General features: G+C 59.4%; 21 protein-coding genes and 2 rRNA genes (1 of these 23 cut by a window edge). 13 read left to right on the plus strand and 10 right to left on the minus strand.

The window, feature by feature from the left end:
• Window positions 1-1072: ribosomal RNA gene (locus ONZ54_RS00375) — 23S ribosomal RNA — on the plus strand; it begins 1814 nt to the left of the window's first position.
• 121 nt (window positions 1073-1193) lie between these two features.
• Window positions 1194-1308, plus strand: a 5S ribosomal RNA gene (rrf, locus tag ONZ54_RS00380).
• Between the two features lie 87 nt (window positions 1309-1395).
• Here the strand turns inward: rrf and ONZ54_RS00385 are convergent.
• Together ONZ54_RS00385 and ONZ54_RS00390 are read right to left on the minus strand one after the other, a co-directional pair.
• A complete protein-coding gene (locus ONZ54_RS00385; RefSeq protein ID WP_271787244.1) occupies window positions 1396-3966 on the minus strand; it encodes a bifunctional acetate--CoA ligase family protein/GNAT family N-acetyltransferase in 2571 nt (856 codons plus the stop codon).
• A gap of 91 nt (window positions 3967-4057) precedes the next feature.
• Window positions 4058-4249: a hypothetical protein gene (locus ONZ54_RS00390; RefSeq protein ID WP_021140974.1), complete on the minus strand. Its 192-nt coding sequence runs from the start codon at window positions 4247-4249 to the stop codon at window positions 4058-4060.
• Window positions 4250-4421: 172 nt separating this feature from the next.
• Here ONZ54_RS00390 and ONZ54_RS00395 point away from each other — a divergent pair, with 172 nt between their 5' ends.
• On the plus strand, window positions 4422-5282 hold the full coding sequence (locus ONZ54_RS00395) for a type 2 periplasmic-binding domain-containing protein (RefSeq protein WP_271787245.1): 861 nt from the start codon (window positions 4422-4424) through the stop codon (window positions 5280-5282).
• Here the strand turns inward: ONZ54_RS00395 and ilvY are convergent.
• Window positions 5271-6164, minus strand: coding sequence for an HTH-type transcriptional activator IlvY (gene ilvY, locus ONZ54_RS00400; protein WP_005321302.1), 894 nt, complete (start codon window positions 6162-6164; stop codon window positions 5271-5273). The genes ONZ54_RS00395 and ilvY overlap by 12 nt on opposite strands.
• A 188-nt stretch (window positions 6165-6352) precedes the next feature.
• On the opposite strand from ilvY, the gene ilvC reads away from it, so the two are divergent.
• Complete coding sequence (ilvC, locus tag ONZ54_RS00405) at window positions 6353-7834, plus strand: ketol-acid reductoisomerase (protein ID WP_271787246.1); 1482 nt, start codon at window positions 6353-6355, stop codon at window positions 7832-7834.
• A gap of 169 nt (window positions 7835-8003) precedes the next feature.
• Here ilvC and pgi read toward each other — a convergent pair whose 3' ends face one another.
• The gene (pgi, locus tag ONZ54_RS00410) at window positions 8004-9653 is read right to left on the minus strand and encodes a glucose-6-phosphate isomerase (protein ID WP_271787247.1); all 1650 of its coding nucleotides are present in this window, start codon (window positions 9651-9653) and stop codon (window positions 8004-8006) included.
• A gap of 422 nt (window positions 9654-10075) precedes the next feature.
• On the opposite strand from pgi, the gene ONZ54_RS00415 reads away from it, so the two are divergent.
• Window positions 10076-10264, plus strand: coding sequence for a hypothetical protein (locus tag ONZ54_RS00415; RefSeq protein ID WP_034524411.1), 189 nt, complete (start codon window positions 10076-10078; stop codon window positions 10262-10264).
• A gap of 161 nt (window positions 10265-10425) precedes the next feature.
• Here ONZ54_RS00415 and ONZ54_RS00420 read toward each other — a convergent pair whose 3' ends face one another.
• The 4 genes from ONZ54_RS00420 to coaBC all read right to left on the minus strand — a co-directional run bounded on the left by ONZ54_RS00420 (window position 10426) and on the right by coaBC (window position 13885).
• Window positions 10426-11262 carry a mechanosensitive ion channel domain-containing protein gene (locus tag ONZ54_RS00420; RefSeq protein WP_021140968.1) on the minus strand — a complete coding sequence of 279 codons (837 nt, stop codon included), beginning with the start codon at window positions 11260-11262 and terminating at the stop codon, window positions 10426-10428.
• Between the two features lie 150 nt (window positions 11263-11412).
• Window positions 11413-12009 carry a nucleoid occlusion factor SlmA gene (gene slmA, locus ONZ54_RS00425; protein ID WP_005321293.1) on the minus strand — a complete coding sequence of 199 codons (597 nt, stop codon included), beginning with the start codon at window positions 12007-12009 and terminating at the stop codon, window positions 11413-11415.
• A 69-nt stretch (window positions 12010-12078) separates the two neighbouring features.
• Window positions 12079-12537, minus strand: coding sequence for a dUTP diphosphatase (gene dut / locus ONZ54_RS00430; protein WP_005321291.1), 459 nt, complete (start codon window positions 12535-12537; stop codon window positions 12079-12081).
• Between the two features lie 145 nt (window positions 12538-12682).
• Window positions 12683-13885: a bifunctional phosphopantothenoylcysteine decarboxylase/phosphopantothenate--cysteine ligase CoaBC gene (gene coaBC / locus ONZ54_RS00435; protein ID WP_271787248.1), complete on the minus strand. Its 1203-nt coding sequence runs from the start codon at window positions 13883-13885 to the stop codon at window positions 12683-12685.
• 147 nt (window positions 13886-14032) lie between these two features.
• Here coaBC and radC point away from each other — a divergent pair, with 147 nt between their 5' ends.
• The 6 genes from radC to ONZ54_RS00465 all read left to right on the plus strand — a co-directional run bounded on the left by radC (window position 14033) and on the right by ONZ54_RS00465 (window position 17703).
• On the plus strand, window positions 14033-14707 hold the full coding sequence (gene radC, locus ONZ54_RS00440; RefSeq protein ID WP_271787249.1) for a RadC family protein: 675 nt from the start codon (window positions 14033-14035) through the stop codon (window positions 14705-14707).
• A gap of 136 nt (window positions 14708-14843) precedes the next feature.
• Window positions 14844-15080 (plus strand): 50S ribosomal protein L28, encoded by a 237-nt coding sequence (gene rpmB / locus ONZ54_RS00445; RefSeq protein ID WP_005321271.1) that lies wholly within the window; start codon window positions 14844-14846, stop codon window positions 15078-15080.
• A gap of 11 nt (window positions 15081-15091) precedes the next feature.
• Window positions 15092-15259, plus strand: a complete 168-nt coding sequence (gene rpmG, locus ONZ54_RS00450) for a 50S ribosomal protein L33 (protein WP_005307500.1) — start codon at window positions 15092-15094, stop codon at window positions 15257-15259.
• 93 nt (window positions 15260-15352) lie between these two features.
• On the plus strand, window positions 15353-15808 hold the full coding sequence (locus tag ONZ54_RS00455; RefSeq protein WP_021140695.1) for a hypothetical protein: 456 nt from the start codon (window positions 15353-15355) through the stop codon (window positions 15806-15808).
• Between the two features lie 25 nt (window positions 15809-15833).
• Entirely contained in the window at window positions 15834-16646 is an 813-nt protein-coding gene (mutM, locus tag ONZ54_RS00460; RefSeq protein WP_271787250.1) for a bifunctional DNA-formamidopyrimidine glycosylase/DNA-(apurinic or apyrimidinic site) lyase, read from the plus strand.
• Between the two features lie 178 nt (window positions 16647-16824).
• On the plus strand, window positions 16825-17703 hold the full coding sequence (locus tag ONZ54_RS00465; protein ID WP_271788231.1) for a VirK/YbjX family protein: 879 nt from the start codon (window positions 16825-16827) through the stop codon (window positions 17701-17703).
• 78 nt (window positions 17704-17781) lie between these two features.
• Here ONZ54_RS00465 and coaD read toward each other — a convergent pair whose 3' ends face one another.
• Complete coding sequence (coaD, locus tag ONZ54_RS00470) at window positions 17782-18264, minus strand: pantetheine-phosphate adenylyltransferase (RefSeq protein WP_005321264.1); 483 nt, start codon at window positions 18262-18264, stop codon at window positions 17782-17784.
• A gap of 233 nt (window positions 18265-18497) precedes the next feature.
• Between coaD and ONZ54_RS00475 the strand changes: the two genes are divergently transcribed.
• Window positions 18498-19541: a glycosyltransferase family 9 protein gene (locus ONZ54_RS00475; RefSeq protein WP_058395976.1), complete on the plus strand. Its 1044-nt coding sequence runs from the start codon at window positions 18498-18500 to the stop codon at window positions 19539-19541.
• 61 nt (window positions 19542-19602) lie between these two features.
• Here ONZ54_RS00475 and ONZ54_RS00480 read toward each other — a convergent pair whose 3' ends face one another.
• Entirely contained in the window at window positions 19603-20391 is a 789-nt protein-coding gene (locus ONZ54_RS00480) for a glycosyltransferase family 2 protein (protein ID WP_271787251.1), read from the minus strand.
• Between the two features lie 241 nt (window positions 20392-20632).
• Here ONZ54_RS00480 and waaF point away from each other — a divergent pair, with 241 nt between their 5' ends.
• On the plus strand, window positions 20633-21748 hold the full coding sequence (gene waaF / locus ONZ54_RS00485; protein ID WP_271787252.1) for a lipopolysaccharide heptosyltransferase II: 1116 nt from the start codon (window positions 20633-20635) through the stop codon (window positions 21746-21748).

A 21748-nucleotide genomic window follows, 5' to 3' on the forward strand; every position in this document is an offset into this window, starting at 1 on the left:
CTGCCCGGTGCCGGAAGGTTAATTGATGGGGTTAGCGCAAGCGAAGCTCTTGATCGAAGCCCCGGTAAACGGCGGCCGTAACTATAACGGTCCTAAGGTAGCGAAATTCCTTGTCGGGTAAGTTCCGACCTGCACGAATGGTGTAACCATGGCCATGCTGTCTCCACCCGAGACTCAGTGAAATCGAATTCGCCGTGAAGATGCGGTGTACCCGCGGCTAGACGGAAAGACCCCGTGAACCTTTACTACAGCTTGGCACTGAACATTGAACCTACATGTGTAGGATAGGTGGGAGGCTTTGAAGGCGTGACGCCAGTTGCGCTGGAGCCGTCCTTGAAATACCACCCTTGTATGTTTGATGTTCTAACGCAGGGCCCTGAATCGGGCTCGCGGACAGTGCCTGGTGGGTAGTTTGACTGGGGCGGTCTCCTCCCAAAGAGTAACGGAGGAGCACGAAGGTTGGCTAATCCTGGTCGGACATCAGGAGGTTAGTGCAATGGCATAAGCCAGCTTAACTGCGAGACGGACAGGTCGAGCAGGTACGAAAGTAGGTCATAGTGATCCGGTGGTTCTGAATGGAAGGGCCATCGCTCAACGGATAAAAGGTACTCCGGGGATAACAGGCTGATACCGCCCAAGAGTTCATATCGACGGCGGTGTTTGGCACCTCGATGTCGGCTCATCACATCCTGGGGCTGAAGTCGGTCCCAAGGGTATGGCTGTTCGCCATTTAAAGTGGTACGCGAGCTGGGTTCAGAACGTCGTGAGACAGTTCGGTCCCTATCTGCCGTGGGCGTTGGATGATTGAAGGAGTTGCTCCTAGTACGAGAGGACCGGAGTGAACGAACCTCTGGTGTTCGGGTTGTCACGCCAGTGGCACTGCCCGGTAGCTAAGTTCGGAATCGATAACCGCTGAAAGCATCTAAGCGGGAAGCGAGCCCTGAGATGAGTCATCCCTGACCCCTTGAGGGTCCTAAAGGGCCGTTGGAGACCACAACGTTGATAGGTGGGGTGTGTAAGCGCGGCGACGTGTTGAGCTAACCCATACTAATTACCCGTGAGGCTTAACCATACAACACCCAAGAAGTGTTCTAAGGCTTGTAGCAAATCGAAGAACTACTACCTAATTCAGTGATAACGAAGCCAACAGGCAAATCGTTATTCACGTCAGCTTTCTCAGATTGAAGAATTTGCCTGGCGGCCATAGCGCCGTGGAACCACCTGATCCCATGCCGAACTCAGAAGTGAAACGCGGTAGCGCCGATGGTAGTGTGGCATTCGCCATGCGAGAGTAGGACACTGCCAGGCACCCAACACGAAAAACCCCGCTCATCGAGCGGGGTTTTTTATTGCCTGGAATTTATCATTCCTGCGGTGTCCTCTGCGCTATGCCCCTTAGGCTCTCTCCGCACAGGGCAACTCCATATTGACCACCCCATCTTCCAGCTGGATATCGATCTTGAAACCAAGACGCTTGGCCAGATTGATCATGCCGCGATTGCTGGGCATGGTCATGCCGGATAGCTGGCCAATCCCTCTCTCTCTGGCGTAACGTACGATTTTCTCCATCATCAACTTGCCGAGCCCCAGCCCCTTTAGGTCGGATCGCACCAGAATGGCAAACTCCGCATCGGACTGATCCGGGTTTGAAATGGCTCGCACCACCCCCAGAATTTGCTGACTGAAGGCCCCGTCCTGTCCTACCGCGACGAAGGCCATCTCCCTGTCGTAGTCAATTTGGGTCATACGAGCGAGCTCTTCGTGGCCCAGTTCTCCCACGTCAGCAAAGAAGCGTTTGTACCTATCTTCATCGGAGACCTTGAGCACAAACTGTTTGTGAGCGGGTTCATCCTCCGGCCGGATCGGTCGGAGTAGCACATGGCTCTGGTCCTTGAGCCAGGCCCCCTCTTCCAGCTCGGTGGGATAGGGGCGTATCGCCAAGGGGCAACGCTGCTGTGTCATCGGCATCAGTGTCAGGCTGGCATCCAGAATCACCATCTCGGCCCCGCATGCTTGCAATGGATGCAGGTCCAGCTCCTGGATCTCGGGAAACGCCAGCAGCAGTTCCGATAGCTGGCACAACACCTGACCAAGCGCATCGATATCGAGTCTTTCGGGGGTGGCCTGCTCGCGGATCTTGCGGCTCTTGAGGGCGCCGATGACCTGGTAGCGCGCGAGAGCCTGGTTCAGTGGCGGGAGTGCGGCGACCATCTCCGGGGGTTCTGCTCCCGACTCGCCGAGCAGGATGACCGGACCGAAGACGGGATCCTGTTGCAGGCGGATCCTCAGTTCCAGCCCTCCGCTGCGGCGTGCCATGCGCTGCACCAGCAAGCCTTCGATGCGGGCCCCGGCATCGTGCTGTCTGACCCGATCCAGAATGGCATCTGCCGCCTGCGCGACCTCGGCAGAAGTGCGCAGGTTCAGCATGACGCCGTGTACCGCAGACTTGTGGGCAATGTCCGGCGAGCGCAATTTTACTGCTACCGGATAGCCGATCTGTTCAGCCGTCAGGGTGGCTTCGATGGCGTCGGAGACAATCCAGGTCGGCAGGGTCGAGAGCCCGGCGGCTTGCAGTATGGGTTGCACCAGATGGGTATCGAGGGTGAGTTGTTTGCGTTCCAGTGCTTGCCGGATCAGTTGTTGGCAGAGTTCGACGTTGAGCTTGTCCCCCTGCAGGGACGCGGGTGTTTCCATCAGCTGCTTCTGGTTGCGACGGTATTCCACCATATGCATGAAGGCGGCCACTGCACTTTCGGGCGTGCGATAGGTCGGAATGCCCGCCTCGGTGAAGAGCTTGCGTCCTTCCTGTGCCGAGTATTCCCCGGCCCAGTTGGTCAGGATATTGAAGCGCCTGGCTCTGGGATGCTGCCTGAGGTAATCGATCAGACTGCGCGCCAATTCGGCCCCGCGTGCTGTGAGGGAAGGCGCATGAATGAGCAGGATGGCATCTGCTTCATTCCCTTGCAGCAAGGTATCGAGTGCCTGCTGATAGGCGGTGATATCGGCATCACTACCTATGTCTTTTGGTGGCATGGCCAGTTTTCCGCCCCGCTCAAGCAGCACATCGACCGCCATGTTGGCCAGTCCGCGGCCGTTGGAGATGATGGCCAGCCGTTCCCCCTTGAGGGTCAGCGAATGGCTCAGGGTTTCGACCGCGGCAAACAGCTCGTGGGTATCTCGTACCCGCAGCATGCCTGCTCGCCGGATGGCGGCATCGTAGACGTTGTCCAGCCCCTTAGCCGGATCGTGGCGACCGCTCTTGAGCACCAGTATTGGCTTGTTGCGCGAAGCCGCCCGCGCTGCCGAGAGGAAGTGGCGGGCGTCGTGCAACTTGTCCATATAGAGCAGGATGGCGCGAGTGGTGCCGTCGCGAGAGAGCTGATCGAGCAGCTGGCCGAAGTCGATGTCACAGTGATCGCCGAGGGAGATAAAGGCGGAAAAGCCCAGCTCATGCTGTTTGGCCCAATCCAGTATGGTCGTGCTGACGGCCGCCGACTGGGAGACAAAGGCTACCTGCCCAGGTTTGGCTGCGATGGGGGAGAAGCTGGCGTTGATGCCCTGCGCTGGCAGTAACATGCCCATGCTGTTGGGGCCAAGCAGGCGAATGTCATATTGGCTGCTCAGGCGCTGCAACTGTGCCCTCTCTTCCTGCGAAAAATCGGCGGCCAGTATGATGGCGGCCCCGGCCCCTTTTTTGCCGAGCGCTTCGATGAGCGACAGTACCCGTTCGCGTTTGGTGCAGATGATGGCGAGATCGGGGGAGAGTGGCAGGCTGGCAATGTTGGGATAAGCCAGCACTCCGGCGATGGCTTTGTTATGGGGGCTGACCGGCAGTATGGGGCCCTTGAACTGGCCTGCAAGCAGGTGCCTGATCACCACGTGACCCGCTTTCTGCGGGTCGGTCGAGGCACCGATGACGGCGATTGACTGGGGTTTGAAGAGCCGATCCAGGCCGCTTGGTTTCATGGGCACTCCTCATGGCGACCCCCGGAGGCGAGGGTGACGGATGGTGCCAGTGTAATACGCTTTGATTGCCTGTTCTGTGACCGGTTGCGGATCACTGTTTGGTCAGGGCGCTGGCTCGCAGATAAAACTTCATCTTGCCCTGAATTTGGCGCACTGCCGCCAGCGGGCGCTCTTGCAGATAGATATCCTGTTCGTGATCCAGCAAGGTTTGTGGCACTCCCAGACTCTGCAGGTACTCTTCAAACAGCTGTGAGCTGTTGATTTCGATCAGGTGACGCATCATGGCGAGGCTTTTTCCATTCAGGTTGAACACCGAGCCTAGTCTGTGATCTGGATCTTGCTCTGACCATTGTCAGATTTGACACCAAGTCGCTCACACATCTGTGGGTCCATGCATCAGAACTGGGCGCTCACGCGTTATAGTGAGTGCATCAAGATCAGAGGTACGAGGCGCAATGCTCAGGATTTGGCTGTGGTGCATCACACTGTTTGCGGGGAGTGTCCTGGCTGCCGAGTCGCACATTCGGGCCTGGAACCTGCTGTTGGAGCACCCCAATCCGGCTGTGGCGGGCTTGCTGCGGTTGTCGCTCGATCTCACAGTGCCTGAATATGGTCCCTATCAGCTGATTGCGAGTCCGCCAATGGAGCAGGGGTGGGCAGTCAAGGCGTTACAGGAGGGCGTCCTGGTACAGATAGGAGTTTTTGCCCCTGATGAAGAGCGGGAGCGTTCCCTGCTGGCGGTCCATATTCCGTTGGCGAAGGGGTTGCTGGGCTGGCGGGTCTGCCTCATCCGGCCGGGGGATGAGGGGCGCTTTAGCGGCATAGGGTCGCTGGCGGACTGGCATAGCGCCGGACTCACCATCGGTCAGCACAGATCCTGGCCCGATACCCGCCTGCTCAAGGCCAACGGCCTCAAGGTAACGGTGGGCAATCTCTACGAGGCGCTGTTCAAGCGGCGTTTTGACTGCTTTCTGCGTTCCGTCATCGAGATAGAGGATGAACTAAAGCAGCATCCGGAGCTCGCAATCGAGCCCCATCTGGTGTTCCGTTATCCGCTGGCGCTGCTGTTCTTTGTTTCCCCCCAATATCCCGAACTGGCACAGCGCATCGAGCTCGGGCTGCAGCGGGCTCGCCAGTCCGGTGCCTTTGATCAGATCTTTGAAAAGGAGTTTGGCAGCACGATTCGTCGGTTGAAGCTGGACGAGCGGGTCATGCTTGAGCTGCATAACCCGGATCTGCCCGCCAGGAGCCGCATCATGATGGCTGACCCCTCGCTAATCTATGCGCCGGTCACTGCCACCCCGTCAGCGCAGTGAACCTTGGCCGCGCGCCGTATCCCAGAAGGCGCGGATAAGAGGCTCTTCCAGCCGCTTCTTGAGTACTGCGATACCGACGTCGAATGGCTTGAGCGCCGGTCTGGGCTCGACGATGCGCACCTTCTCTCCCATGGGGCTGTGATCGATCACGGCGGCAGGCACCAGCCCGACGCCAAAACCGAGCGCCACCATGGCGACTATGCCCTCGTTGCCCGCCACCTCGGCATAGATGTTGGGGGCAATTCCCTTGTTGCGAAACCACTGGTCACAGCGCTTTCGTGCCAGACCCTGTTCGGAGAGTATCAGCGGCAGTCGCTCCCAGTCCGGCTCACCCTGCAAGAACCACTGGCTCTGTTGCGGTGCGGTACGGGGGGCAATGAATACCAGCGGCACCTGCTGCAGGCTGGCAAATTCCAGCTTGGCGGAGAGCGCATCCGGCCGCGCGGCGATGGCGAGATCGGCCTCGTCGGCCAGGATCTTGTCCACCGCCAGCGCCGGGTCGCCGGTCTCCAGCTTGATCTCCAGTTGGGGGTAGCGGCGGCGGAAGCGCTCCAGCACTTCGGGCAGCAGAAAGTAGCTGGCGGTGACCGAGCAGAACACCCGCAGCCTCCCCTGCAGCGGTTCGTCGCTGCGTTTGAGCTCCTGCTTGAGCTGGCGCCACTCCTGCAACAGGCTGCCGCCAAACTCCCGCAGTTTCTCACCCGCCGAGGTGAGTCGCACGCTGCGGTTGTCCCGCTCGAACAGCACGCAGCCGGTCTCCTGCTCCAGTCGCTGAATGGCGCGGCTCAGGGTGGAGGGGCTGACCGCCATGGCATCGGCACTCTTGCCAAAGTGAAGGGAGTCGGCGAGGTGGAGAAACAGCTCGAGATTGCGAAGATCCATCTTTCTATTCCTGCGGCGGCGCGTTTGCTGACGTGGGGGAGAAACAGCTTGAGATTGCGAAGAATCATATTTCAATTCCTGCAACGTACTGTTTCGAATATATCAGTTCAGGCAATGAGTGTCCCGCGCTATAGTGGTTCAGACAACGCCGTTATCCGGCATGGAATCAATCGAACGGAGCAATCACCATGGCTAACTATTTCAACACCTTGAACCTGCGTCAGCAGTTGGCCCAGCTGGGCAAATGTCGTTTCATGCAGCGGGCGGAATTTGCCGACGGTTGCGACGTGCTGAAGGGCAAGAAGGTGGTGATTGTGGGCTGTGGTGCCCAGGGTCTGAACCAGGGTCTGAACATGCGCGACTCCGGGCTGGATATCTCCTACGCCCTGCGCAAGGCAGCCATCACCGAGAAGCGCGCCTCCTGGCTGAAGGCTACCGACAACGGCTTCGCGGTTGGCACCTATGAAGAGCTGATCCCGACCGCCGATCTGGTGCTGAACCTGACTCCGGACAAGCAACACTCCGACGTGGTGAAAACCGTGATGCCGCTGATGAAACAGGGCGCCGCGCTGGGCTACTCCCACGGCTTCAACGTGGTGGAAGAGGGTCAGCAGATCCGCGCCGATATCACTGTCGTCATGGTAGCGCCCAAGTGCCCGGGAACCGAAGTGCGTGAAGAGTACAAGCGCGGTTTCGGTGTGCCGACCCTGCTCGCCGTCCACCCGGAGAACGATCCCAAGGGTGAAGGCATGGCCATCGCCAAGGCGTGGGCCTCTGCCACCGGCGGCGACCGTGCCGGCGTACTGGAATCCTCCTTCGTGGCGGAAGTGAAATCTGACCTGATGGGCGAGCAGACCATCCTCTGCGGCATGCTGCAGGCCGGTTCTCTGCTCTGTTATGACAAGCTGGTTGCCGAAGGGACAGACCCGGCCTACGCCGGCAAGCTGATCCAGTTCGGTTGGGAGACCATCACCGAAGCCCTGAAGCAGGGCGGCATCAGCCTGATGATGGACCGCCTCTCCAATCCGGCCAAGCTGCGTGCCTTCGAGCTGTCCGAGCAACTGCGCACCCTGATGCGCCCGCTGTTCGAGAAGCACATGGATGACATCATCGCTGGCGAATTCTCCCGCGGCATGATGGCCGACTGGGCTGAGGATGACGTCAAGCTGCTGACCTGGCGTGAAGAAACCGGCAAATCTGCCTTCGAAAACGCTCCGGCGTTTGCAGGCAAGATTGCCGAGCAGGAGTACTTCGACAATGGCGTGGTCATGGTGGCCATGGTCAAGGCGGGTGTCGAGCTGGCGTTCGAGACCATGGTGGCTTCCGGTATCTACGAGGAGTCTGCCTACTACGAATCCCTGCACGAGCTGCCGCTGATCGCCAACACAGTTGCCCGCAAGCGTCTGTACGAGATGAACGTGGTCATCTCCGACACCGCCGAGTACGGTAACTACCTGTTCGCCAACGCCGCCGTGCCCTTGCTGCGCGAGCACTTCATGCCGACCCTGAAGGCGGGCGACTTGGGTGCCAGCAAGGCGGAAGGGCAGAACGTCGACAACCTGGCGCTGCTGGCGGCCAACGAAGCGACCCGCAACCATCCGATCGAAAAAATCGGCCAGGTACTGCGTGGCTACATGAAAGACATGAAACGCATCGCTGTTGGCGGTTAAGCCAGCATTGGGCTGGATGATGAAGGGGCGGGGATGACGATCCCCGTCGCCGGTCGGACTGGACACCCGACCGGCCAGCCAGAAAATCCGGCCCGACAGCTATAAAAGACGGCCACAAAAAAGCCCCGCTCATCGAGCGGGGCTTTTGCATTCAGAAAGGCTGGATAAATCAGGCTTTCCACGCTTTCCAGGTGTTGATCAGACCGTTGGTGGAGCCGTCGTGGCTGGTGACAGCCGCATCGGTGTTGAGCTCCGGCAGTATCTTGTTGGCCAGCTGTTTGCCCAGCTCCACGCCCCACTGGTCGAAGGAGAAGATGTTCCAGATTGCGCCCTGTACGAAGATCTTGTGCTCGTACATGGCGATCAGGGCACCCAGGGTTTTCGGGGTCAGGCTCTTGAACAGGATGGAGTTGGTCGGACGGTTGCCTTCGAACACCTTGAACGGCACCAGATCCTTGACCTGATCCAGGGTTTTGCCAGCAGCCAGGAACTCGGCTTCGACCTGTTCTTTGCTCTTGCCGAAAGCCAGCGCTTCGGTCTGGGCGAAGAAGTTGGCCAGCAGTTTCGGATGGTGGTCACCGATCGGGTTGTGGCTGATGGCCGGTGCCAGGAAGTCACAGGGGATCAGCTTGGTGCCCTGGTGGATCAGCTGGTAGAAGGCGTGCTGGCCGTTGGTGCCCGGCTCACCCCAGATGATGGGGCCAGTCTGGTAGTCAACCGGCTTGCCGTTGCGATCCACGTATTTGCCGTTGGATTCCATGTTGCCCTGCTGGAAGTAGGCAGGGAAGCGGTGCATGTACTGATCGTACGGCAGAATGGCTTCGGACTCGGCACCATGGAAGTTGTTGTACCACAGGCCAATCAGCGCCAGCAGCACAGGCACGTTCTGTTCATAGGAGGCAGTGGCGAAGTGCATGTCCATTTCGAAGGCACCTTGCAGCAGGGCTTCGAAGTGCTCGAAACCGACGGACAGGGCGATGGGCATGCCGATGGCAGACCAGGATGAGTAGCGGCCGCCAACCCAGTCCCAGAACTCGAACATGTTGTTGGTGTCGATGCCGAACTCGGCCACGGCCTTGCCGTTGGTGGAGAGGGCGGCGAAGTGCTTGGCAACGTGGGCCTTGTCACCGGCGATCTTGATGAACCAGTCGCGGGCGGTCAGGGCGTTGGTCATGGTCTCCTGAGTGGTGAAGGTCTTGGAGGCCACCAGGAACAGGGTGGTTTCCGCATCAATCTCTTTGAGCGTCTCGGCGATGTGGGTGCCATCGACGTTGGAGACGAAGTGCATCTGCAGGTGATTTTTGTAGGGACGCAGAGCCTCTGTGATCATCACAGGGCCCAGGTCTGAACCGCCGATACCTATGTTGACCACGTGCTGGATCGCTTTGCCGGTGTAGCCTTTCCACTCGCCGGAAATGATTTTCTCGCAGAAGCCCTTCATCTTGGCCAGCACGGCGTTCACTTCCGGCATCACATCCTTGCCGTCGCACTCGATGGGGCGGTCGGAGCGGTTGCGTAGGGCCACGTGCAGTACGGAGCGCCCTTCGGTCATGTTGATCTTCTCGCCATTGAACATGGCATCGATCGCGCTGCGAAGATCGGTCTCTTTGGCCAGATCAACCAGCAACTTGAGGGTTTCCTCGGTGATCAGGTTCTTGGAATAGTCGACCAGAATGTCGCCGCCAAAGGTGAGGGAGAACTTGTCGAAGCGCTTCGGGTCCTGCGCGAACAGATCCTTGAGTCGAGTCTCTTTGTTAGCTGCAAAATGGGCTTCCAGCGCCTGCCAGGCCTGGGTCTGGGTTGGATTGATATTTTTCATAGGATTACCGATCTTCCAAGTTGTGTTTGAACCTTGCAGGCAAGGCTCCCGCCAAACCTTATTATTCGAGCACTATACCGGGCCCATTATACCGAGCCCATGGCGCGGCCCGTGTAACAGAGCTTTACCAATTGTCTGCCATCGAAGGAGTTTACAACCAAAACGCTGCGATTATGAGTCACTCATGGCCAGGGGATCTTGAGTTTGCTCATACTTCACCCGGCTTGCCCGGGGTGAAAGGGTTTTCATCTATGGCTGCCTGTCTGGCAAGTTTGTATTACAGCTAAAGGAGTATCTGACAGCCGTTTTTCGGCTCGTTTTATGAGCAAACGCAACTTGTCGGGGTTGGGCGTTGGCTAGTATGTGCACCGAATGGACGAGATCTCCCAGGGATGGCCACTGTCTGGAATGAGGAGATCGATATGAAACATGTTTTATCCCTGTTTGCCCTGAGCCTGATCGCTACAGGCCTCATCGGCCTGCTGACCCTGGCGCTGACCGCCGCCGCGCCGACTCTCGAGATTCGGGTGTTGGCCGTGATCGGGGCCGTGCTGGGGGGCTATGCGCTGGTGCAGCCACTGCTCAACCGGGTCGCTCGTCGACTGGTATGAAGATGGGCAAGCCAACCTGGCTGCCCGGATTGACAGGTTTTCGACCCCATGGTGCAAGGTGAGCTGCGGGTCGAATCTTTATGCTTTGCCGCATGACCTGGGTTTCAGAAACGACAATGCCAGCCCCGGGGCTGGCATTGTTGTGATCGTCTGCGCAGGTATCAGGCCTGAGGCTTTTGCATGTGCATGACCATCTGCGGGAAGGGGATCTCGATGCCTTCGGCATCGAAGGTCAGCTTCACCTTTTCGTGGAAGTCGAACCAGACGCCCCAGTAATCGGCAGTCTTGACCCAGGGACGCACTACGATATTGACCGAGGAGTCGGCCAGGGCGGCAACGGCTATGGTGGCTGCCTGTTCCTTCAGGATGCGCGGCTCTTCACTCACCAGGCGCTCGAGGAGCTGTTTGGCCTTGCGCAGGTCAGAACCGTAGCCGATACCGAAGGTCATGTCGACGCGGCGGGTGTCCATGCGCGAGTAGTTGACTATGGTGCCGTTGAGGATGGCGGAGTTGGGTACCACCACCATCTTGTTGTCACCCGAGGTGAGGGTGGTAGTGAATAGCTGCACCGACTGCACGACACCATTGGTGCCCGCCACTTCGATAAACTCACCGGCTTTGATGGGGCGGAAGATGATCAGCAGGAAACCGGCGGCGAAGTTGGAGAGCGAGCCTTGCAGTGCCAGACCTATGGCCAGACCGGCGGCACCGATAATGGCGACGAAGGAGGCGGTTTGCACCCCGACTCGCCCCATGGCTGCAATCACCACGAACACCAGAATGGTGTACTTGAGGATGCTGCCAACGAAATGAACCACGGTGGCATCCAGCTTGCGAGCATGCATCACCTTGGTCACGCCATTGCTGAGCAGGTTGGCGGCGATGTAACCGACCAGCAGGGTGATCAGGGCGGCCGCAATATTGACGGCATACTCGATCAGCAGGCCCTGATTATTGACCAGCCAGGTCTGCGCTTCTGTGATGATTTCGGGTTCCATAGGATGTCCTGTCAGGCAGTAAAGGTTTATGACGCATGAATCTAACACTGGCATGCGACAGTTTGGGTCGCATCTGGTGCTCCCCTCCATTTTTTGCCATAAAAAACAAGGGAGGCCAAGGCCTCCCTTTGTGTATCCACCCGAATGGCGTCAGCTTTGCAGCAGTTGGCTGCGGATGAAGAGCCACTGATCTTCGAAGCCGGCGGTGGGCTTGAGTTTGAACTCGGAGCGGACAAACTGACTGATGCGTCCCTCGGTATAGGCCAGCAGCAGATTGGCGAGCATGGTCTCGTCGAGCTGGAAGCCCTGACCTTCCCGCAGCCGTTTTTCTCGCAGCACCTGCTTGATCTGGGTTTCCAGCTTGTCGAACAGGATGCTGATGCGATCCCGCAGTCGATCGTGCTCACCCAGCAGGGCGTCGCCGTTGAGGATGCGGGTGATGCCGGGATTGCGCTCGGCGAACACCAGCAGCAGCTGAAGGATATGATGGCAGCGGGCCATGGTGTCCTTCTCTTCGGCCATGATCAGGTTGACCCGTGACAGCAGGGAATCCTCGATAAAGTCGATCAGTCCCTCGAACATCCGCGCCTTGCTGGGAAAATGTCGATAGAGGGCGGCCTCAGAGACACCCACCTCGGCCGCCAGACGTGCCGTGGTGATACGCTGGCCAGGGCTGGTCTCCAGCATATGGGCGAGTGCTTGCAGGATCTGATCGCGCCGACTCTGTTTCTGATTACTGCTTGCCATGGATTCCCCTAAAAAAAACAATGGCTTGATTCTGTTATTAGGCACAGGCCCGGGGGCTTGTGTGGTCTGTTATTGGCGACCAGAAGAACCAAAACCGCCTTCACCCCGTTCACTCTGATTGAACTCATCGACCAGTTGGAAGCTGGCCTGCACCACCGGCATGATCACCAGTTGGGCGATGCGTTCACCGGGTTGCATGGTGAAACTGTCGTTGCCGCGATTCCAGACCGAAACCATCAGCTGGCCCTGGTAATCGGAATCGATGAGGCCCACCAGATTGCCCAGCACTATGCCGTGCTTATGGCCGAGGCCGGAGCGGGGCAAAATGGTGGCGCACAAGCCGGGATCCTGAATGTGGATGGCCAGACCGGTCGGTACCAGAATGGTGTCGCCTGGTGCCAGCGTGATGGGCGCATCCAGCAGCGCACGCAGGTCCATACCGGCAGAGCCCGGTGTGGCGTAGGCGGGCAGCGGGTACTCGGTGCCGATGCGGGCATCCAGAATTTTCAGCTCAATTTGTGTTGTCATGAATCGTTCGTTTTTCAATGGGTTCTTGTGTGGACACCCGGAATACTCGGTACAGTCCGGGCAGTCATGAATTGATCGTTGCTCAGTGAGTGTTGATGTGGGCGTCCTGCATGGGCAATGCCAGCGAGGTGCCATGTGTCTGCACTCAGCGCCGGTAGTGACGCGCAATCAGGGCGATGAGGTGGCGAGCCAGCGTCAGCTTATCGGCCAGTGGCAGCGGGGCTTGACCCCCTTGCCAGAACACGGTCAGAGCATTGTCATCGGCATTGAAGCCCTGGCCCGCACGAGACACATCGTTGGCGGCGATCATGTCCAGCCGTTTTTGCTGCAGTTTGTCGAGGGCGTATTGTTCCACATCCACGGTTTCGGCGGCAAATCCGACGGTGAAGGGCTTGTCTGATAACGCCCCCACGGCGGCTATGATGTCGGGATTCTTGACCAGGGTCAGCACCATCTGATCGTTGTCGCCGGTCTTTTTGATCTTCTGGCTGGCGACTTGCTCGGGCCTATAGTCGGCCACCGCCGCGCAACCGATAAAGAGGTCGCACTCGCCGACCCGGCTCATCACCGCCTGATGCATCTGCTCGGCGCTCTCTACATCGACACGCTCCACCCCGCTCGGTGCAGGCAGGGCGACCGGCCCGCTCACCAGCGTCACTTCGGCCCCTGCCTCACGGGCGGCGCGGGCGATGGCGTAACCCATCTTGCCCGAGCTGTGGTTGCTGATGTAGCGCACCGGATCCAGTGCCTCGCGTGTCGGTCCGGCGGTGAGCAGCAGTCTGACGCCCGCCAGCAGCGGCTCGGCGGCCAGTTGCTGGCAGCAGCGCTCAACCAGTTCCAAGGGATCCAGCATCCGGCCCGGGCCCACGTCGCCACAGGCCTGGCTGCCGGAATCAGGCCCCCACAGCAGTATGCCGCGGCTGGCCAGGGTCTTGAGATTGGCCTGGGTGGCGGCGTTGAGATACATCTGCTGATTCATGGCGGGAGCCAGTGCCACGGGGGCCGGGGTTGCCACGCAGAGGGTGGTGAGCAGTTCGTCGGCCATGCCGGCGGCCATGCGGGCCATCAGGTTGGCGCTCGCCGGGGCGATCAGCACCAGATCCGCCCACTTGGCCAGCTCTATGTGGCCCATGCCCGCCTCGGCAGCCGGATCCAGCAAGCTGTCGGCCACCGGATGACCGGAAACCGCCTGCAGGGTCAGCGGGGTGATGAACTCCTTGGCAGAGCGCGTCATCACTACCCGTACCTCGGCCCCCTGATCTTTCAGGCGGCGTACCAGTTCGGCACTCTTGTAGGCGGCGATCCCGCCACTGACACCCAACAGGATGCGTTTATCGGCCAATCTCATCTGCTGCTTCTCTTCCGGCTCACTCTGACTGGTCGGCTAAGATACCACAGGCAACGGACGACGACAGAGGCTGACATGGGGGACTTGTGGCCGGCCTCCCGCGATTTTTTGCTATGTTTTCTCTCAATAGGCATGAGGGAGAGACAAATGAGCATCAAGGAGTGGCCTGAGGATGAGAGACCCAGAGAGAAACTGCTGCGGCAGGGGCCAGCGACGTTATCCGATGCCGAATTGCTGGCCATCTTCCTGCGAACCGGCGTCAACGGCCTGAGTGCGGTGGATCTCTCCCGTCAGCTATTGCAGCAGTTTGGTTCGCTGCGGGCACTGCTCGGGGCCGATCAAGGCGCCTTCTGTCATGCCCATGGACTGGGGCCTGCCAAGTATGCTCAATTGCAGGCGGTGCTGGAGATGGGCAAGCGCCATCTGGCCGAGCAGTTGCAACGGGGCGATGCCCTGACCTCGCCCCAGCTTACCCGGGATTACCTGCAAGCCCAGCTGCGGGATCGGCCGCGGGAGGTGTTCGCCCTGCTGTTGCTGGATAACCAGCACAGAGTCATTCAATTCGTTGAACTTTTTTACGGCACCCTCGATTCTGCAAGTGTCTGGCCCAGAGAAATCGTGCAGATCGCGCTCAAACATAATGCAGCCGCAGTGATTCTGGCGCATAATCACCCGTCCGGCGTGGCCGAGCCCAGTTGGGCCGACCGCCAGATCACGGATCGGATCTTGGCCGCTTTGGCCCTGATCGATATCAGAGTGCTGGATCACTTGGTGATCGGTGACGGCATCACGGTTTCTTTTGCAGAGCGTGGTTGGTTGTAACTGGGCTCTGGCACTGTATTAGTTGATCTTTGATCACGGATGCTGTATAAAATGCCGCCTTCTGTTTGCCCCGCAATCGAAGGCCAGCGGGGCAGATATTTGCTCGAGCAATGAAGTAAGATTTGGAGAGACTGACATGTCTAGAGTATGCCAAGTAACCGGCAAGCGCCCGGCAGTTGGTAACAACCGTTCGCACGCTAACAACGCTACCAAGCGTCGTTTCCTGCCGAACCTGCACACTCACCGTTTTTGGGTTGAGGGTGAAAAACGCTTCGTAAGCCTGCGCGTATCCGCAAAAGGCATGCGTATTATCGACAAGCGTGGCGTTGAAGTGGTTCTGGCTGAACTGCGCGCCAGCGGTGTTAAGGTATAAGGAATTAGATCATGGCTAAAGGTATTCGCGAGAAAATTCGCCTGAACTCCAGCGCCGGTACTGGTCACTTCTATACCACTACCAAGAACAAGCGCACCATGCCCGAAAAAATGGAGATCAAAAAGTTTGATCCCGTTGTTCGTCAGCATGTGATCTACAAGGAAGGCAAAATCAAGTAATTACTTGATACTGCATTCCCAAAAGCCCGGCCCAGTGCCGGGTTTTTTTATGGCTGGAATTCAGTACACTGCCGGTTCAAACGGAGGCTTGCCATGTTGAAATTGAGCCGTAAAGGCTGGAATAACGTGATCATAGTGGCCGTGCTGGCGGTGATCACTCTGCTGCATCGGCTGGAGATGGCCCAGCAGGAGAACAGCGCCCAGCGACCTCGTACCCTGTTGCCGGACAGCGCAGTCGTCCTCACCTGGCAGGGGCCGAGCTGGCAGATAGAGCGTATCGGCCAGGGTTGGCGCAGCGGACCGGATCTGGGGCTCAGCAGTGCCCAGCTGGCGGCCCATATCGAGGCGTGGCAGGCTTGGTTGCTGCCCCCTGGCGATGCAGTGCGCGGCACGCCGGTTACCCTCAAGGTGTGGATCGCCGGTCAGAGCGACCCGATTGAAGTGGGGCTCTATCAGGACAACGGCAAGTTTGCCGCCCTGTTGCCGCCCTCGACCTGGCTCACCCTGAGTCAGGAGCAGTATCGCAGCCTGTTGCGCCCCTCTCCGTAATCCACCCTAATTTGTTGGAGGCCCCATGCCTGAATTACCGGAAGTTGAAGTCAGCCGCCAGGGAATATCTCCCTGGCTCACCGGCATCAAGGTGACCCGCGTCGTGGTACGGGATGGCCGGCTGCGCTGGCCGGTACCTGGCGAAATCCAGGAGCTGGTGGATCTCACCATCCACAGGGTCAGCCGTCGTGCCAAGTATTTGCTGCTGGAGACCGACTTTGGCACCGCCATCCTGCATCTGGGCATGTCCGGCAGTCTGCGGGTGCTGAATATCGGTACGCCGGCCGAGAAACACGATCACGTGGATATAGAGCTCGCCAACGGCAAGCTGCTGCGACTCAATGACCCGCGCCGCTTTGGGGCCCTGCTGTGGACCCGTGAACCCGCCGAGGCACACGCCCTGCTGGCCAAACTGGGCCCGGAGCCGCTGACCGATGCCTTCAACGCCGAGTATCTGCAAGGGCGTGCCAAGGGGCGCGGCACTGCCATCAAGACCTTCCTGATGGACAACCATGTGGTGGTCGGTGTGGGTAACATCTACGCCAATGAGGCGCTGTACGCTGCCGGTATTCATCCCAAACGGGCGGCGGGCAACATCAGTGCCGAGCGACTGGAAACCCTGGTGGCCGAGATCAAGCTGGTGCTGGCTTCTGCCATCCAGCAGGGGGGAACCACCCTCAAGGATTTCACCAGCGCCGATGGCAAGCCGGGCTATTTCGTGCAGCAGTTGCAGGTTTATGGTCGCGGTGGTCAAGCCTGTTTCCATTGCCATACCCTGCTCAGTGAAATACGGCTGGGGCAGCGTACAACCGTGTTTTGCTCCCACTGCCAGCGCTGAATCGCAGTTATTTTGGCCAAACATGGCCAAGTTGTAAGAGAGTATTTCCGGTCTGTTGAATATTTGGGCGCCTGTCACTAGTATCTCGACCGTTCAGGCGGTTTGAGAAAATAAAATGACAGCTAAATCAATGGACTGGGATCATTTATCCCGGCAGGGGCACTATTGCGCCCAAAAAATGGCCCGCTTCCTCTATCCCGATGACAGCGCCCGCAAGACCTTCAATCGCGCCAAGTTCGTGCTGCGCAGCCTGCTCTATCGGCAGCAGATGAGCCGGGTGTTCGAGCTGTTTCAGGCCGAACCGCTCAAGGCCCTGCCTGCCCACTATCCCGAGCTGCTCGACAAGCCGATGCGACCCTATCGGTTTGCCGGCTCCACCGCGACCCAGCGGGCCGAGATGCTGGAAAACCACTATCGACTGCTGCTGGCCCGTTATCCCGAGCTGATAGATCCGCTCTATCTGGACGAGGGCATAGAGCTTGGCCACTATCCCCAGAGTGGATGTCGCATAGTGCTGCGTCACGATGGTACCTTCCGTCGTGAGGCCGAGCTGGCGCTCTCCATCGTCGATCAACAGGGCAAGCGCCTCTATAGCTGCGCCTTCTCGCTGGCGGGCACCCCCGGCAATCTGTCGCTGGTGATTGGCTCGGTACAGGGGCCGGAACCCTGCGTCGAACAGGCACAGGACAAGGTTCGAGCCCTGACCAAGGAGGGCCATGGTTTGCGGCCCAAGTCGCTGGTGGTAATGCTGGTGATGCAGCTGGCCGAGGCGATGGGGGCCGAGCATATCTCGGCGGTGCGGATGAAGGCACACATCTACCAGGCAAAGCGTTACAGCAAGAAGAAGAAAGCCTGTCTGCAGGCGGATTATGACGAGCTGTGGGAGGAATTTGGCGCCATCGATCAGGATGACAACTTCGTGCAGCTGTTGCCTGCGGTGCGCAAGCCGCTGGAGGAGATTGCCTCCAAAAAGCGGGCCATGTACCGGCGTCGTTACGAATGGCTCGACGAGCTGGCGCTCTCCTGCCAGCAGCTGCTGGGGCGCGCGGCGGACTGACTGCCAGTGCGGACAATGGCGAGCGCGGCTTATGTGCGCCGCACTAAACAGGCTACCCTCGGGTAGCCTGTTTGCTTGTTACTTGCCTTGCTTGGCGGCAATCGCCTTGGCGACGATCGGGTCGACAAACTGGCGGATATCACCGCCATGCAGGGCGACCTCCTTCACCAGGGTCGAGGAGATGAAGGAGTTCTCTTCGGCAGGGGTGAGAAAGACGCTCTCCAGCTCCGGCATCAGGCGGCGGTTCATGTTGGCCAGCTGAAATTCGTATTCGAAGTCGGAGACGGCCCGCAAGCCACGGATCAGCACGTTGGCTTGCTGCTCTTTGGCAAAGTCCACCAACAGGCCGGAGAAGCCCACCACCTTGACGTTGGGCAGGTGGGCCGTCACTTGCCGGGCAAGCAGGACACGTTCTGCCAGATCGAACAAGGGGCGCTTGCTCGGGCTGTTGGCTACCCCGACGACCACTTCATCAAACAGCCTTGCGGCACGACCTATCAGGTCGGTATGGCCGTTGGTGATGGGGTCGAAGGTGCCGGGATAAATTACCTTGTTGGTCATGCTCTTGATTCCTGCAACCTGGAAATTTGGTCGCATTATAGGGTCTGTTGACGTTTTGTCGCGACCGGGACGACGTCCGTTTTGTGCGGGACCTGGCGCGAGCAGCCTGGTTTGGTCGTCCAAATCAGTATCGTCTGGTGTCTTCGCTTGAGAATAGCTGTGCATCAGGCAAGAATACCCGCACCGCGCATCAAGCCTCCTTGCATTGGTGACAGGGAGCAAAGGGATTTTTTATGAAACGTATTCTGGTAGTACGCAACGACAAGATTGGTGACTTCATGCTGGCATGGCCGAGTTTTGCCATGCTCAAGCGCTCCATGGATTGTCATGTGACTGCCCTGGTTCCTGCCTACACGGCGCCGTTGGCCCGTCTCTGCCCCTGGATCGACGAAATTATCCTGGATCCGGGTTCAGGAGCCGACAAGGAACAGCAACGTGCCTTGCAGGCGCGTATCAAGGCGGCGGCCTTCGATGCCTCCATCTGCCTTTTTTCCAATTCCCGCAATGCCATGCTGGTGTGGAAGGCGCACATCCCTTACCGGTTGGCTCCTGCGACCAAGCTGGCCCAGGTACTCTACAACCAGCGCCTGATCCAGCGCCGCTCCCGCTCCCAGAAGCCGGAGTACGAGTACAACCTGGATCTGGTGCGTCGCTTTCTCGCCGACCAGCAGGTGAGCGTGGTCGAGCCACAGGGCCCCTACCTCAGCTTTGACCCCCAGAGCCTGCAGCTGGTGCGCGAACAGGTTGCAACCAGACTGAAGCTGGATGCCAGCCGCCCCTGGCTGATGGTACACGCCGGCAGCGGTGGTTCGGCCAACAACCTCTCCATCGAGCAGTACTCGCGCCTCATCATCAAGCTCAATCAGGCATGCCCGGAATTGCAGTGCATCCTGACGGCGGGGCCGGGGGAGGAGAAGATCGCCGAGCAGCTGGCGGCAGAATTGCTGGCTCACGGCGGCAATGGCTGGATCTATCGCTCCGACGAGGGGCTGCCCAAGTTCTGTCAGGTGATGGCCAACGCGGCCCTGTTTGTGGCGGGCAGTACCGGGCCGCTGCACATAGCGGCGGCGCTGGACGTGCCCACCATAGGTTTCTTCCCGGCGCACCGCTCGGCCACTCCGCTGCGCTGGCGTCCGCTCAACAGCGAGGGGCGTCACCTGGCGTTCAGCCCGCCGGAAGACAGCGATCATCCGGAAGACATGAGCCAGCTCGATCCCAAGACAATGGCGGCGGCGATAGCTCGCTGGGCACCGCCCTTCTGGCGAACAGAGAGCTGATAGATACAAACAGGGCCCTTTCGGGCCCTGTTTCGTCATGCTGGCTTGAGCGGCTGCGCAATTAGTTGCCGGTTTGGTCCGGTGCTTGCGGCTGCTGGCGGATCCAGAGGTCTGCGTACTTCGCGAAAGTGGAGTGGGCCGAGAGGATCGCGAGCAAGAGCCCCTGCTTGCCATCGAGGAAGCCGGCCTTGAGCAGGTACATCTTGAGGAAACAGCCCACGGCATGGACCAGTCCCTGGCTGAGGGAGCCCTTCTTGCCACGGGCGGTGCGCTGATCGGCCCAGGCCCTGGCATAGCCGGCGGACTTCACCAGATAGTGCTCCAGATCCCGGTAGGTGAAGTGGAGCAGGTCGCCATGGATATTGACGATCTTCATGTTGGCCCGTACTTCCACCTTCTCGTGTACCAGCACCTCGTTGTAACGGGTGAGCGCCTTGGGATAGAGGCGCAGTACCCGATCCGGATACCAGCCGCTGTGGCGGATGAAGCGGCCAAATACCCAGGAGAGGCGCGGGATGGAGTAGATGGTGTCGCTGGCCGGATTGGCCATGACGGTCGCGATGGCCTCTTTCAGCTCAGGGGTAAGCCGCTCGTCCGCATCCAGCCACAGTACCCACTCTGACTGGACATGGGACTGGGCGAGGCGGCGTTGGCGGCCGAAACCGGGCCACACCGTATTGACGAAGAAACGGGCGCCGAATTCGGCGGCGATGGCGGGGGTCTCGTCCTGGCTGCCGGAGTCCAGAATGACGATCTCGTCCACCAGACCGTCGAGTGAGGCGAGGCAGGCTTTCAGGTTGTCGGCTTCGTTCTTGACGATCAGGACGGCCGCCAGAGTCGGGTTTTTCACGGGTTGAAGGCTCTTGTTGGCGCCCGGCTGGCGGGGCATGCTCAAATTGGCGCCCATTCTAGCCTAAAACGGCAGGCGGAGCATGGTTCCGGCGGTCTGAGTACGTCAGTTTCAAACGGCTTCTTTTTTATTAGAGGTGTACATGGTGCGGGGATCTTCTGTTATTTCTCGGACCATTCTTGGGGCATAATCTCGGCCAGCAATGATTAACCGCAGGGCTTGGCCCCAAGAGAAGCGTGAGATGAAAATATTGGTGATCGGCCCCTCCTGGGTCGGCGACATGGTGATGTCCCAGAGCCTCTACAAGGCGATCAAGACCAATCACCCTGAGAGCGAGTTGCATGTGATGGCGCCAGCCTGGTGCGGTGCCCTGCTGGAGCGGATGCCCGAAGTGGACAAGGCTGTCCCCATGCCGCTCGGCCACGGTGACTTCAAGCTGGGGGCCCGCCGTCGGCTCGGCAAGCAACTGGCGGCCGAGAAGTACGATCAGGCCATCATCCAGCCCAACTCCATGAAGTCGGCGCTGATCCCCTGGTTCGCCAGGATCCCGGTGCGCACCGGCTGGAAGGGGGAGCACCGCTTCGGCCTGCTCAACGACATGCGCAGCAACAAGTCCGCCTTCCCGCTGATGGTGGAAGCCTATCTGGCGCTGGCCTATCCCAAGGCGCAGATGAAGAGCCGGGCCGATATTCCCGCCATTCCCCACCCCTCGCTCAATGTGGATCTCATCAATCAGGGCAAGGCGCTGGAGCGACTCGGTCTGGATCGCGTTCGTCCCGTGCTGGTGCTCTGTCCGGGAGCCGAGTTCGGCCCGTCCAAGCGCTGGCCGGAAGGGCACTACGCCGTGGTGGCGCAGAAGTATCTGGATGAGGGCTGGCAGGTGTGGATCTTCGGCTCCGGCAAGGATGTGCCTGTGGCCAACACCATTCGCGAGCGGATCAATCCGCTGTCGCGCCCCAACTGCCACGTGCTGGCGGGCAAGACCAACCTGTATGAGGCGATCGATCTGATGGCGCTGGCCGGGCGGGTCATCGCCAATGATTCCGGCCTGATGCACATAGCCGCCGCCCTCAACCGGCCGTTGATCGGCGTCTATGGCTCTACCTCGCCGCTCTACACGCCGCCGCTGGCGGACAGGGTCGAGATAGTGCACACCGACATAGAGTGCCGCCCCTGTTTCAAGCGCACTTGCAAGTTCGGTCACCTCAAGTGCCTGATCGAGCTGATGCCGGAACAGGTGATAGAGGCAGGTCGACGGCTGGAGTGCGCCGAGTCGCCAGATCAACCGATCGTGCTGCAAGTGGGTGAGCCGCCACGGTTTGTCTCCGATGCGAGCAAGCGATCGGAGCCGACATAA

Origin of the sequence: Aeromonas salmonicida, assembly GCF_028355655.1 — a bacterium.
Classification (GTDB): Bacteria; Pseudomonadota; Gammaproteobacteria; order Enterobacterales; family Aeromonadaceae; genus Aeromonas; species Aeromonas salmonicida.